Genomic DNA, 12,054 nt, shown 5'->3' on the forward strand with positions numbered 1-12,054 from the left:
CGAGTTATTTGGCGGTCGGCATGCTGAATTCAGGGCCCTTGGCGATGCTGTCGGGCCAGCGCTGCATCACGCTTTTGTAGCGACTGTAGAAGCGGATGCCTTCTTCGCCATAGGCGTGGTGATCGCCGAAAAGCGAGCGTTTCCAGCCACCGAACGAGTGCCAGGCCATCGGCACCGGAATCGGTACGTTGATGCCGACCATGCCGACCTTGATGGTGCGGGCAAAGGCGCGGGCAATGCCGCCGTCGCTGGTGAAACACGACACACCGTTGCCGAATTCATGGGCGTTGATCAACGCCACGGCGCTAGCGAAATCCGGCACCCGAACGATACCCAGCACCGGGCCGAAGATTTCCTGCTGATAAATGCTCATCTCGGTCGCGACGTTATCGAACAGCGTGGCGCCAACGAAGAAACCGTTCTCCGCGCCCGGCACTTTGAACCCTCGACCATCGACAATCAGTTGTGCGCCTTGGGCCACGCCCTGATCGATAAAACCTTCGACCTTGGCCTTGTGCTCCGCCGTCACCAACGGCCCCATATCACTGTCACCCTGCATGCCGTTGCCAACCTTGAGCTGATCGATGCGCGGCAGCAGTTTGGCAATCAGCTGGTCACCGACGTCACCCACCGCGACCGCAATCGAGATCGCCATGCAGCGCTCGCCGGCCGAGCCAAAAGCGGCGCCGATCAAGGCGTCTGCGGCTTGGTCCAGATCAGCGTCGGGCATGACGATCATGTGATTCTTCGCCCCGCCCAGCGCCTGAACGCGCTTGCCGCGTGAGGTGGCTTGCTGGTGGATGTACTCGGCAATCGGCGTCGAGCCGACAAAGGAAATCGCTTCGATGTCCGGGTGTTGCAGCAGCGCGTCGACCGCCGTCTTGTCGCCCTGGACGACGTTGAATACGCCGTCCGGCAAACCGGCTTCGGTCAGCAGGCGGGCCATCAGCAGACTGGCCGACGGATCACGCTCGGACGGCTTGAGGATGAAGCAGTTACCGGTGACCAACGCCAGCGGGATCATCCACAAAGGCACCATCACCGGAAAATTGAACGGCGTGACACCTGCGCACACGCCCAGTGGCTGACGCAGGTTCCAGTTGTCGATGCCGCCGCCGATGTTGTCGCTGAATTCGGTCTTCAGCAGGTTCGGCGCGCCGCAGGCGTATTCGACGATCTCGATGCCACGGGTGACTTCGCCCTTGGCGTCGGAGAACACCTTGCCGTGTTCGCGGCTGATGATTTCGGCCAGTTCATCGTGATGACGGTCGAGCAATTCCTTGAACTTGAACATCACCCGCGAACGGCGCAGGGACGATTGTTCGGACCACGCGGGGAAGGCTTTCAGGGCCGAGGCGACGGCCTGGTCCACGGTCTTCTCGCTGGCCAGCCCGACGCGCGCTTGCACCACGCCGGTGGCCGGGTTGAAGACGTTGCTGAACCGCTCGCTGGTGCTGTCTTGCACTTGCCCGTCGATGTAATGGCCGATGACCGGGACGTCACTCATTGTTCTTGTTCTCCGTGCAAAAGGTGGAATTCAGGTTATTCAGTTCACAGATCCAGCAGCCAGCTGTGCTGCGGATCGTTATGGAACTGCCAGACGCGTTTCGGGCCGGCCATCACGTTCAGGTAATACGACTCGTAGCCGTAAGGCACGCTGACCGGGTGATAGCCCTTGGGCACGACCACCAGGTCGCTGTTTTCCACGGCCATGGCTTGATCGATGCTGCGGTCGTCGGTGTAGACCCGCTGAAACACAAAGCCCTGAGGCGGATTGATCTGGTGGTAATAGGTTTCTTCGAGAAAGCTCTGGTGCGGCAAATCGTCGGTGTCGTGCTTGTGCGGCGGGTAGCTCGAGGAGTGCCCCGACGGCGTGCGCACTTCCACCACCAGCAGCGAATGCGCAGGCTCGGTGTCCGGCAGGATGTCGCAGACGTAACGGGTGTTGGCGCCCTTGCCGCGCACGCTGCGCTTCATGGTCTCGGGCTTGATCAGTCGTGGGCCCAGACCATTGCCGGCCAGCCCCGGTGCGGCGCAGACGGCGATTTGCACATCGCTGAGCGCGACCACTTGCGCCTGGCTGCCCGGTGGCAAATACGCGGCAAACGGCGATTTGTCTTCGAACACCGACTGGCGATCGCCGAGGTTTTCCCAGTCGAACGCGCCCTGCCCCGGCGCTTCGCCCTTGATGCTGACGCGACCGCTGAGCAGCACCAGGCACAATTCCTTGTCGCCTGCCGCCACCGGCAAGGTTTCGCCCAGGCTCAAACGGTAAGCGGCGAAACCGACGTATTCCAATTCACGTTCGGCCAACTCGACCATAGTCCGGCCACGGGCGTTGCTTTTGACCAGCAGGCTCATCGCGCAATCCTCTCGTCGAGCAACGCACGCAAGGTGTCGAAGCCTTTTTTCGCATACACGTAGCTCGGCGCCACCGCCGGATCCTGTTCGGCCTCGACCACCAGCCAACCGTGGTAATCGTTGGCCAGCAACACATCGAGCAGCGCGGCGAAGTCGATGTCGCCATCACCGGGCACCGTGAAGGTGCCGTTGATGATGCAGTCCGGGAAACTCCACAGGTTGTTGCGCGCCAGTTGCACCACCGGTTTGCGCACGTCCTTGAAGTGCACGTGGCAAATGCGCTCGATGTGTTTGCGCAGCACCTGCAACGGTTCGCCACCGCCCATGTAGCAATGACCCGAATCGAACAGCAGACCGACTTCGCTGCCGGTCAGCGCCATCAACTGATCGATGTCAGCCGGGGATTCGACGTAGGCGCCCATGTGGTGGTGGTACGCCAGGCGCACGCCTTGGGACAGGGTGAAACGCGCCAGTTCGGTGAGCTTGTCGGCGTATGCCTGCCACGCCTGCTCGGTGTGGAAACGCGGGCGTTCGACCAATGGAATGCGCTGGCCCTGGATGGAATCAGCGACCTCGCCGTAGACCAGCACGTTGGCGCCGTTCTTCGCCAGCAGCTCGACATGGCTGCCGATGGCGTCGATTTCTTCTGCCACCGAACGCTGCGCCAGGCGACTGGAATACCAGCCGGAGACCAGCGCCAGGTCATAAGGCCGCAGCACGTCGCCGACGCCTTTGGCATCCTTGGGGAATTTGCCGTTGAGTTCAAAACCTTCGTAGCCGATTTCCTTGCCTTCGCTCAAAGCGGTGCTCAGCGGCGTCTCGCCACCGAGGGACGGCAGGTCGTCGTTGCTCCAGGAGATCGGGTTGATGCCAATTCGGATAGCGGGCATGGCTGCACCTATTATTGTTTTACACAAATCAGTTAGAACGACACGGACCCCATGTGGGAGCGGGCTTGCTCGCGAAAGCGGTGTGTCAGGCGACATCAATGTTGAATGTGCCGCCGTCTTCGCGAGCAAGCCCGCTCCCACAGGGGTTTCGCGGTGTTGCGTCAGGCGCGGGCTGTGCGCCAGGCATCGATTAGTTCGACAAACGTGCCCTGCACCTGGCGAATCAGCCCTTCATCATCGATTTCACCGGCCATCCACGCGCGGCTCGGCTCCTGGAAAATCGTGCGGCCCACGGCGAACCCGCGACAGGTCTGGCTCTGGCTCGCTTGCACAAAGCCTTCGGCCAATGTCGCCGCCGGTGCATTCAGGCCCAACAGCACCACACCCCGGCAGTACGGATCACGTTCCTGAATCAACTCATCGAGCTGTTTCCATTCTTCGGCGCTTTGCGCTTCGATCTTCCACCACGCCGGGTAGATGCCGAGGTTGTAGAGGCGTTTCAGCGCGCGATACAGCACGTCCGGGTGGGTTGACGGGTGGTCTTTAGGCGGGATGATTTCCAGCAGCAGCTCATGACCGCTGACTTGTGAGGCCTGATACAAACCCTTGATCTGCGCTTCCTGTTCCAGGCGCAGCATTGGCTCGTCGTCCGGGTGGAATTGCACCAGGCACTTGATGATCTGTTCTTGCGGCCAGGCGATCAGGTTGCTGCCAATCGAGCGCCCGTGTTCGAACGCCAAGGGCCGCGAGCCCTGCACTTCCACCGGCCGCGCCACCCACCAGCCACGGCCGGTGGCGGCGTTCAGCGAGTCCTGGCCGAAGCGCTGATCGGCCAGCAGCCCGACATCGGCTTCGATGCCCTGCTCGCGCAAATCGGCTTCGACCCGTTCCACAGCCTTGATAAAGAGCTGCTTGAGTTCGCCGATAGCGTTGAGGTCACGCCCGCTCTTGTGCGCCAGTTCCACCAATTGCCCGCGATGATCGAACGCAAAGATGAACAGCTGTTTCCACTGCTTGCGCGGCACGCTGACCTGATGCAAACGCTGCAACACCGCGTCCTGATCCGGCCGGGTGATCGGCACCGGGCTGTTGAACAGGTAATCGAGTTCGGCGCGGGTCGGCATCGCCGGGGCGCACGCATGGCGCGACACCACCAGACCGCCGCAGGCATTGGCCAATTGGCAGCAGCGCTCGTCGCTGGCGTCCTCCAGCCAACCGCTGAGGAAGCCCGACATGAAGGCATCGCCAGCGCCCAACACATTAAGCACTTCCACCCGCACGCCAGGGTAAATCGCGCCGTCTTCCAGTCGCGCCGGGATGCCACCGTGAATCACTGTGCAGCCTTGCGGGCCAAGCTTGACCACTAATGTTGCGTCGCTCAGGCGCCGGACATTGCGCAGCGCAGTGAGCAAATCCTCGGCGCCACCGGCAATCAAAAACTCTTCTTCAGTGCCGACGATCAGGTCGAAACGCGGGAGGATTTTCTGCACATGCTGGCTGACGTTCTGATCGGCGACGAAGCGGGTCTCGCCGTCGGCCTTGCCGGCCAGGCCCCAGAGCACCGGGCGATAGTCGATGTCCAGCACGCGTTTGACGTTGTGCTTTTCGGCGTAGTCCAGCGCCTGGATGCTCGCCTTGTACACGCCGTCGGTGGAGAAATGGGTGCCGGTGATCAGCAGGGCCTTACTGGAGGCTATAAAGGCTTCGCTGATGTCTTCGGCCCGCAGCGCCATGTCGGCGCAGTTTTCGCGGTAGAAGACCAAGGGGAAGGTTTCGCGGTCCTTGAGGCCCAGCAGCACCATCGCGGTGAGGCGTTCAGGGTCGACCTTGATGCCGCTGACGTCACAGCCTTCACGCGCCAGGGATTCCAGGAGGAACCGGCCCATGTGGTCGTCCCCTACCCGGCTCAACATCGCCGACTTCAGACCCAGCCGGGCGGTGCCGAAGGCAATGTTGGCGGATGATCCGCCGAGGTATTTGGCGAAGCTGCTCACATCCTCAAGCCGCGCCCCGACTTGCTGCGCATAGAGGTCGACGCCAAGGCGCCCCAGGCAAATCAAATCCAATTGACGCCCACTGGCAAAACGAGTCTGGCCCATGCTGGCTCCTGTTATTTTTATCAGCCTGCGTTCGGGCGCTGGAGGCACCGAACACTCTTGGTGGATGCAGACTAAAACGAGCAAGACCGAACAATCAATAAATATTCCAATTATTTTTTACGTGGAATATTTTTTCCAATAAACTCTTGTACGGGCGCTCCGGGCGCAGTGCATCGTTTCAGCAACCCCGCACACGCTGCAAGCTCAAGATTTTATTCGGGCCTACCCTGTAGACTGCGCACAGCCAACCTATTGTCAGGGGATGACGCGATCTGTCGTCCCTATAAGAACAAGCCAGAAGGATTCCTTATGTCCCGCACCGATCAGCCGGCTACGTCCGAGAGCACGCCCGACAGCGATCTCGTCAGCCCCCCGATCAATGCCGAGCGTCTGCTGCAGTTGATCACCAACGAATACGAAAGCCTGCCGCGCCAGCTCAAACGCATTGCCAGCTACATGAGCCAGCAAAGCGACCGGATCATGGTCGACCGCATCAGCGATATCGCCCGTGAGTGCGAAGTGCACCCCTCGGCCATCGTGCGGTTTTCCCAGCGCTTCGGTTTCAGTGGTTTCAGCGAGATGCAGGCCTTGTTCCGCGAGGCGTACACGCACAAGACCACGCCGGTGCAGAACTACCAGCAGCGCATTCGCAGCATGATCGCCAACAAATCGCAGAAGGCCAGCGGCGGCGACCTCGCCCGCGAGTGCATCGATGCGACCCTGTCGGGCATCGAGCGACTGGGACAGGAACTCGATGACGAAGCCTTCGACAAGGCCGTGGACCTGGTCGTAAACGCCGACAACATCTACGTGGTCGGCGTGCGCCGCTCGTTCGCCGTGGCCGATTACCTGGTCTACAACCTGCAACACACCAACAAGCGCATTCATCTGGTTTCCGGCCTCGGCGGCAGTTATCGCGAGCAGATGCGCAGCGTGCGCGCCAATGACCTGGTGATCGCCATCAGCTTCACGCCCTACGGCAAGGAAACCCAGCACTGCCTGCGCATCGCCCAGCACAATCAGGCGAAAACCCTGATCATCACCGACAGCAACCTGTCGCCGCTGGCCAAGCGCGCCAACACCGTGCTGCTGGTCAACGAAGGCAGTTCGTTTGCGTTTCGCTCACTGAGTGCGACGTTGTGCCTGTGCCAGGCGCTGTTTATCGCCGTGGCCTATCGACTGGAATTGAAGGTCGACGAGATCCACGAACAGGTCGGCTTCGAGGATTAACCACGCGCCACTTGCAGGTCATGGAAGCTCAGCTAAGGTAGTCCATCCCGACATCGACACCTGAAGGAACGGCGCTATGAAACTGATCGGCATGCTGGATTCGCCCTACGTGCGGCGCGTGGCCATTTCTGCCCGCTATCTGGGCATCGACCTGGAACACGAATCGGTGTCGGTGTTCCGCCACTTCGAGCACTTCCAGCAGATCAACCCGGTGGTCAAGGCGCCCACCCTGGTGCTGGACGACGGCGAGGTGTTGATGGACTCGACACTCATCATCGACTACCTCGAAGCCTTGGCCGGCCCCGGCAAAAGCCTGATGCCCGGCGACCTCAAACAGCGGCTGCGCGCCTTGCGCCTGATCGGCCTCGGGCTGGCGGCCTGCGAAAAGTCGGTGCAGCTTTACTACGAACGCAACCTGCGCCCGGCCGACATCCAATACCAACCGTGGGTCGAACGGGTTGAAGGTCAATTGGCGGCGGCGTACTCATCACTTGAGCGCGAACTGGAGAAGCAGCCCCTGGCGAACGGCGCCTTGATCGGGCAAGACGGCATCACTCTCGCGGTCGCCTGGAGCTTCACCAACCTCGTGGTGCCGGATCAAGTCGATGCCGAGCAGTTTCCGCGGATCGCTGAATTCACCGCGCAGGCAGAAAAGCTTGAGGCCTTCATCAGTACACCGATAACCTGAACGGCCCAATCCATCGGACCCGACCATGACCGCCGCTGAACAACCTGCCCCGGCGTTGAAGGAAATCTTCAACGCCGCGCGCCTCCAGCACATCGCGACCGAAATGACCGCGGTCTACCCGGCGTTCAACGCCAAAGCCTTCCTGAAATTGGCCAACGACGGCCTCGCCGACCTGTCGATCATGCAACGCATGGCCCGGGTCAGCGAAAGCCTGCACGCGGTGCTGCCGCTGGGTTATGACGAGTCCCTGGAAATCCTGCGCGCCCTCGCCCCCCGCCTCAACAGCGGCTTTGTCAGCATCTCGCTGCCGCATTACGTGGCGATGTACGGCGCGCATGATTTCGAACAGTCGATGGACGCACTCAAATACTTCACCACGTTTGGCTCTGCGGAATTCGCGATCCGCTATTTTCTGCGCAGCGATCTGCAACGGTCATTGGCGCTGATGCAGCAATGGTCCCGGGATGAAAACGAACACGTCCGACGCCTGGCCAGCGAAGGCAGTCGACCGCGTTTGCCGTGGTCCTTTCGGTTGGAACAGATTCAGAGCGACCCGACATTGGCCGCGCCGATTCTCGACAACCTCAAGGCCGATGAAAGCCTCTACGTGCGCAAGTCCGTGGCCAACCACCTCAATGACATCACCAAGGACCACCCTGAGTGGGTGCTGGATTTGATCGAGGGTTGGCAACTGGAGAACAAACACACGGCCTGGATTGCCAAGCATGCATTGCGCAGCTTGATCAAGCAGGGCAATCAGCGGGCGCTGGCGATTATTGGGGCCAGCGGCAAAGCTGAGGTGGAGATTATTGGGGTGAGGGTCGAGCCGGCGGTGATTCGGCTGGGGGAGAAAATTACGTTGTCGTTTGATGTGAAATCCACGGTGGCGGAGAGTCAGCGGCTGGTGATCGATTATGCGATTGATTATGTAAAGGCCAATGGCGGGACATCGGCGAAGGTGTTCAAGCTTAAGGCATTGACGTTGCCTGGCAAGGCGACTGAACGGGTCAGCCGCGGACAGCAGATCAAGGAGCTCACCACTCGCAAACACTATGTGGGCGAACACGCAGTGCACATTCTGGTGAATGGCGAACGCCTGGCCAGCACCTCATTCGAAATCCTCCCCTAAAACACGTCGCTCTGGTGTAGAAACTCAACCGCGAACCAGATAGGCCCCTAAAGGCACCCGATGTCGCAGCTTTTTGCAGCTACCGGGTGCGGGCTGATGTCCGGGCGGGCGATCAGGAAACCAGATTCGACATTTACCCCGAGGCGGCCAATGGCCGCGGGGAATTTTGACCCCGTCGTACACGGACTCTCGATCGACGGAAGCCACTGGCAATTCTCCTTCGGGCCGAAGCCTGCCAGCCGTCGGCGAATCCGATACCCCCTCTGCCTTTGCGCGAGCGAAGTCGCCAGCGTAGCGCCCAGTGTCCTGAGCGGATAGTTCAGCAGCGGCCATTTCCGCCACGCGGCGCCTTTGGGCTTCTTCTTCAAGCCGCTTCTGAACTGCGATCAGGTCCTCTTGGGCGTTGGGTAAGGTACTCGAAGCCTTGGCCTGCTGCGCCGCCTGGATCAATTGGAAGTTGCGGTTACGCAACTCGACGTTGCGACCAACCCGCATGTTCGAGCGCGCCGCCAACGTTTCAGCCTGCTGGTACTGCCCCTGCTGAAGACGCAACACACCAAGATAATGCAGCGTTGCGGGATTGTTCGGCTGGATATGCAGGGCACGCTCCAGCGTGGCAGCGGCCTGGTCCAACTGGCCAGCTTCATACTGCCGCGAGGCGGTTTCGATCAGGGTGGTTGATGCGCTGTTACTTTGCGAGGGCGCTCTTCGCTCCGCAGCAACCGAGCAAAACGACGCGACAGCGCAGAACGCCAGGATGAGACCCGGCAGAAAACTTTTGGTTGGCATCAGGGGGTCGGACTCAGTTGATCTCGGACGGCACTGCCGTAAAACAGTCCACCAGCACTGCTCGGCATCGCCGATACAGGGCCCCCATTGACCTGACCAGTGCCTTGAAGTTCCCGCTGCAACGGCTACTGCGGATGGTTTGGAATTCACAGGCCACTGCGACCATTCTCATTTATTACCACCCCCACTCTCAAAGCGTGATCCGTTGCTCGACTTCACGATGGGGTAGAAAAAACGGCGGATTTATTGCCCGGAAAAATAAATCCGTCCCGTTATTTCCTCAGCGAAGGTGTTCAAGCTGAAGGCGTTGACGCTGGCTGGTGGGGGGAGTGAGTTTGTGAGTCGAGGGCAGCATATTAAGGAACTGACTACTCGCAAACACTATGTGGGCAAACACGCGGTGCACATCATGGTGAATGGCGAACGCCTTGCCAGCACCTCATTTGAGATCCTCGCGTAACGTGTAGCAACGCGAGGCTGCGTCCGACCGCCTCCAATGCCATTAGAAGTGACGGAGTCTACCCGTGAGGGCCGCTTAACTCGGCATGTGGATGGTTCGGGCCGATAGAAAAAAGGGGACTGACATACTGTCCCTGGAGCCATCTTTAGTGCGTTCAACGCATAGCGCGTTTTTTGCACCACAGTGACACCAGCATGCCTGTGGCAATCGACACCAGTGGAATGCTCGAAGCAACGCCCAGTGTTGGAAACACCAACAGTATTTGCGAGTCGTTGCCGCCAAGCATCATCGAAGCCCCAATTCCCATCAAAATACCCGCCAACAAATGAACGCCAGCCTTCGATGGGGTAAAGGCCTCGAAACGGAATTTTTTCCTGGACAAGGTAAAACTCAGCATGCCTGCCAGCAACATGACAAACACCGCAATACGCCGGGCGCTGATTGCCATATCGGCTTGCCAGAACATCTGCGAAACATTGTAAAAGAACACACTAGGTGTCCATGACGGCTCGAACGCATAGAGCGCACTCGTCAACGCACCCAGCAGCATACTGGAGAAAACCAGGTGTCTATTACCGTGTATGCCGACCAGAAATATCAGCACCAGCGCCACTACACCGATCAACAGCCAGTAATGACGGCTGGAAATTTCCGGCATCAGAATGCTCTTCTGTTCGGGCATCATGCGCATGTAATACCAGAGCACCATCCCCAGGATCCAGCCGATCATCGTGAACAGTTTATTGAAATTGCCACAGGCAAACCTGGTTAGCGTGCCGACGCTGCAACCGTTGTTCAGCACCGATGCCACCCCGAACAACAAGCCTCCCGAAACCAGTAAAGGATAGGAAATATCAGGCGAGTACAGCGGCAGGCTGACCCCGGAGAAACGATAGATCGGGGCCAGCATCAACCCGAACAATCCACACGATGTCAGCGCCACAAACAACGTCGGGCGCCCCGCCAGCAATTGTTCGCTCGCTCTGACCAGGCACATGCCCATGCGCTGCGAAACCCAGCCAATCAGGAACGCTAATACCAACGCCATCAGTAAAGAGAACACCATGTTCGTGCGCCACTGCTGATTTGGATGGGCCGGGTTTCACCAGGTATTAGCGTAGCTCTCGATCAGGTTAACTGTGTATCTGACGCGGCTGTAATCTGACGGTCGCTTTGTGTCGTTCCCTGGTTTCTTAGAAGTTGAATGACTGTTCTTGGCAGATTTCTGCCTCTCGCCACGGGCAGAAAACGGCCATGAGCTGCCTCCAGTGGATGTGACCATCTGCATAATGCTGAGCTTCCATATCTCTGCAGGAACTAGCACGCCGACAACTGAGAGGATTTCCCCGTGGGAGCTTGCTAAGAGGACGGCACTCTTGGATCTGGCTCTTCGACGGAAGAGATCGCTGTCTGGTCTTGTTGTGCTGGGGGTGTCGCCGGATCCCAGCCTCCACCAAGGGCACGGAAGACCCCCACCGCGGCTCGTGCAGCATCAGCACGGTTCGCGTCGAGTTCATCGCGCGCCGTCAGCAACTGACGATCTGCGTCCAGGACATCGGTCAGGGTGATCGATCCTGCACGGTAAACCTGCTCAGACAGATTCCGAGATTTTTCCAAGGCCTCCACCTGCTCCTGAAACTGGACCACGTGGACCACGTGGATCACGGTCTGCCCCAGCTGAATAAAGGAGTTCTCCACATCTTCTGCGGCTCGAAGGACGGATTGTCGATAAATGGCCAAAGCTTCGCCTGTATACGGCCTAATTCCCCCCTGCTCGCCTTTCCGGGCAGTTGCAAGTCGAGAAGTAATGAACGCTTCAGATCGACCTGACTCCAAGTCTTACCCCGACGCTCACATTCAACGTGTCGCGTCGATGGGTGTCCGAAACATCCTCCAAATCATGGAATTCCCATGACTGACCCACGTAACGTCGCCCACGACAAAAAAGTACAGCAAGAGAAAAAGAACCACGGCGAAGAAATCGCGCCAAATGCCGAGCACACGCCCCAGCCTGGTATGAAGCCAGCACTCAAAGACGATGATGACAAGCAAGCCGACCAGGCTTGAGCAAGGCAGCAACCTGATTTAGAAACTGCCATTTGGCGGCGCTGGCTGAAGTCAGCAGCCGCTGCTTTGCCGCTAACTCACCATCTGCTGCCAAGCGTCCGCCGAGAGTGTCAGCAGTTGTTCGGGCGTGGTGACCGCAACTTCTTCCAAGGGACAACATGTGGGTCAAACGCTAGTAAAAGCGCTGGTCGCACATGCACCTCTGCGCTGTCAGAAGGTGCGTCTTTCCACCGATTCGTCCGAATGCGAACAGAGGATGTTGATGCTACCCATATCATGCTGCCAGGCGACGCCTGATGCAGGCAGCTAACGGCCAGAAGCGGTCTCTAGACAGCTAGCCG

At 59.3% G+C, this 12,054-nt stretch carries 11 protein-coding genes and 1 pseudogene; 5 read left to right on the top strand and 7 right to left on the bottom strand.

Going from position 1 to position 12,054, the window contains the following annotated elements; genetic code table 11:
* Positions 1–4: 4 nt before the first annotated feature.
* From K5K95_RS29085 to iolC, 4 genes are all read right to left on the bottom strand, one after another.
* Entirely contained in the window at positions 5–1,507 is a 1,503-nt protein-coding gene (locus K5K95_RS29085) for a CoA-acylating methylmalonate-semialdehyde dehydrogenase (protein ID WP_222587285.1), read from the bottom strand.
* A gap of 44 nt (positions 1,508–1,551) precedes the next feature.
* Positions 1,552–2,361, bottom strand: coding sequence for a 5-deoxy-glucuronate isomerase (gene iolB, locus K5K95_RS29090; protein ID WP_222587286.1), 810 nt, complete (start codon positions 2,359–2,361; stop codon positions 1,552–1,554).
* Positions 2,358–3,251, bottom strand: a complete 894-nt coding sequence (iolE, locus tag K5K95_RS29095) for a myo-inosose-2 dehydratase (RefSeq protein WP_222587287.1) — start codon at positions 3,249–3,251, stop codon at positions 2,358–2,360. Before iolE ends, iolB begins: the two co-directional genes overlap by 4 nt.
* Positions 3,252–3,412: 161 nt before the next feature.
* Positions 3,413–5,350 carry a bifunctional 5-dehydro-2-deoxygluconokinase/5-dehydro-2-deoxyphosphogluconate aldolase gene (gene iolC, locus K5K95_RS29100; protein ID WP_222587288.1) on the bottom strand — a complete coding sequence of 646 codons (1,938 nt, stop codon included), beginning with the start codon at positions 5,348–5,350 and terminating at the stop codon, positions 3,413–3,415.
* A gap of 309 nt (positions 5,351–5,659) precedes the next feature.
* Between iolC and K5K95_RS29105 the strand changes: the two genes are divergently transcribed.
* The 3 genes from K5K95_RS29105 (at position 5,660) to K5K95_RS29115 (ending at position 8,397) form a co-directional block, all read left to right on the top strand.
* Positions 5,660–6,580, top strand: coding sequence for a MurR/RpiR family transcriptional regulator (locus tag K5K95_RS29105; RefSeq protein WP_222587289.1), 921 nt, complete (start codon positions 5,660–5,662; stop codon positions 6,578–6,580).
* 76 nt (positions 6,581–6,656) lie between these two features.
* Complete coding sequence (locus K5K95_RS29110; protein WP_222587290.1) at positions 6,657–7,268, top strand: glutathione S-transferase; 612 nt, start codon at positions 6,657–6,659, stop codon at positions 7,266–7,268.
* Between the two features lie 25 nt (positions 7,269–7,293).
* Positions 7,294–8,397, top strand: coding sequence for a DNA alkylation repair protein (locus K5K95_RS29115; protein ID WP_222587291.1), 1,104 nt, complete (start codon positions 7,294–7,296; stop codon positions 8,395–8,397).
* A 24-nt stretch (positions 8,398–8,421) separates the two neighbouring features.
* On the opposite strand, the gene K5K95_RS29120 is transcribed toward K5K95_RS29115, so the two are convergent.
* Complete coding sequence (locus tag K5K95_RS29120; RefSeq protein WP_222587292.1) at positions 8,422–9,186, bottom strand: tetratricopeptide repeat protein; 765 nt, start codon at positions 9,184–9,186, stop codon at positions 8,422–8,424.
* Positions 9,187–9,463: 277 nt separating this feature from the next.
* Between K5K95_RS29120 and K5K95_RS33310 the strand changes: the two are divergent.
* Positions 9,464–9,646, top strand: a pseudogene (locus K5K95_RS33310) (DNA alkylation repair protein); the annotation flags it as partial.
* A gap of 154 nt (positions 9,647–9,800) precedes the next feature.
* On the opposite strand, the gene K5K95_RS29125 reads toward K5K95_RS33310, so the two are convergent.
* On the bottom strand, positions 9,801–10,712 hold the full coding sequence (locus K5K95_RS29125; protein WP_315903116.1) for a YeeE/YedE thiosulfate transporter family protein: 912 nt from the start codon (positions 10,710–10,712) through the stop codon (positions 9,801–9,803).
* A gap of 293 nt (positions 10,713–11,005) precedes the next feature.
* A complete protein-coding gene (locus tag K5K95_RS29130; RefSeq protein WP_222587293.1) occupies positions 11,006–11,386 on the bottom strand; it encodes a TolC family protein in 381 nt (126 codons plus the stop codon).
* Between the two features lie 171 nt (positions 11,387–11,557).
* On the opposite strand from K5K95_RS29130, the gene K5K95_RS29135 reads away from it, so the two are divergent.
* Complete coding sequence (locus tag K5K95_RS29135) at positions 11,558–11,713, top strand: hypothetical protein (RefSeq protein WP_222586845.1); 156 nt, start codon at positions 11,558–11,560, stop codon at positions 11,711–11,713.
* Positions 11,714–12,054: the final 341 nt, after the last annotated feature.

The organism is Pseudomonas sp. DR48 (assembly GCF_019823085.1).
Lineage (GTDB): Bacteria > Pseudomonadota > Gammaproteobacteria > Pseudomonadales > Pseudomonadaceae > Aquipseudomonas.

Excerpts from the sequence above, each read along its gene's own strand:
- K5K95_RS29085 (WP_222587285.1), bottom strand. The coding sequence starts at position 1,507 with ATGAGTGACGTCCCGGTCATCGGCCATTACATCGACGGGCAAGTGCAA.
- iolB (WP_222587286.1), bottom strand. The coding sequence starts at position 2,361 with ATGAGCCTGCTGGTCAAAAGCAACGCCCGTGGCCGGACTATGGTCGAG.
- iolE (WP_222587287.1), bottom strand. The coding sequence starts at position 3,251 with ATGCCCGCTATCCGAATTGGCATCAACCCGATCTCCTGGAGCAACGAC.
- iolC (WP_222587288.1), bottom strand. The coding sequence starts at position 5,350 with ATGGGCCAGACTCGTTTTGCCAGTGGGCGTCAATTGGATTTGATTTGC.
- K5K95_RS29105 (WP_222587289.1), top strand. The coding sequence starts at position 5,660 with ATGTCCCGCACCGATCAGCCGGCTACGTCCGAGAGCACGCCCGACAGC.
- K5K95_RS29110 (WP_222587290.1), top strand. The coding sequence starts at position 6,657 with ATGAAACTGATCGGCATGCTGGATTCGCCCTACGTGCGGCGCGTGGCC.
- K5K95_RS29115 (WP_222587291.1), top strand. The coding sequence starts at position 7,294 with ATGACCGCCGCTGAACAACCTGCCCCGGCGTTGAAGGAAATCTTCAAC.
- K5K95_RS29120 (WP_222587292.1), bottom strand. The coding sequence starts at position 9,186 with ATGCCAACCAAAAGTTTTCTGCCGGGTCTCATCCTGGCGTTCTGCGCT.
- K5K95_RS29125 (WP_315903116.1), bottom strand. The coding sequence starts at position 10,712 with ATGGTGTTCTCTTTACTGATGGCGTTGGTATTAGCGTTCCTGATTGGC.
- K5K95_RS29135 (WP_222586845.1), top strand. The coding sequence starts at position 11,558 with ATGACTGACCCACGTAACGTCGCCCACGACAAAAAAGTACAGCAAGAG.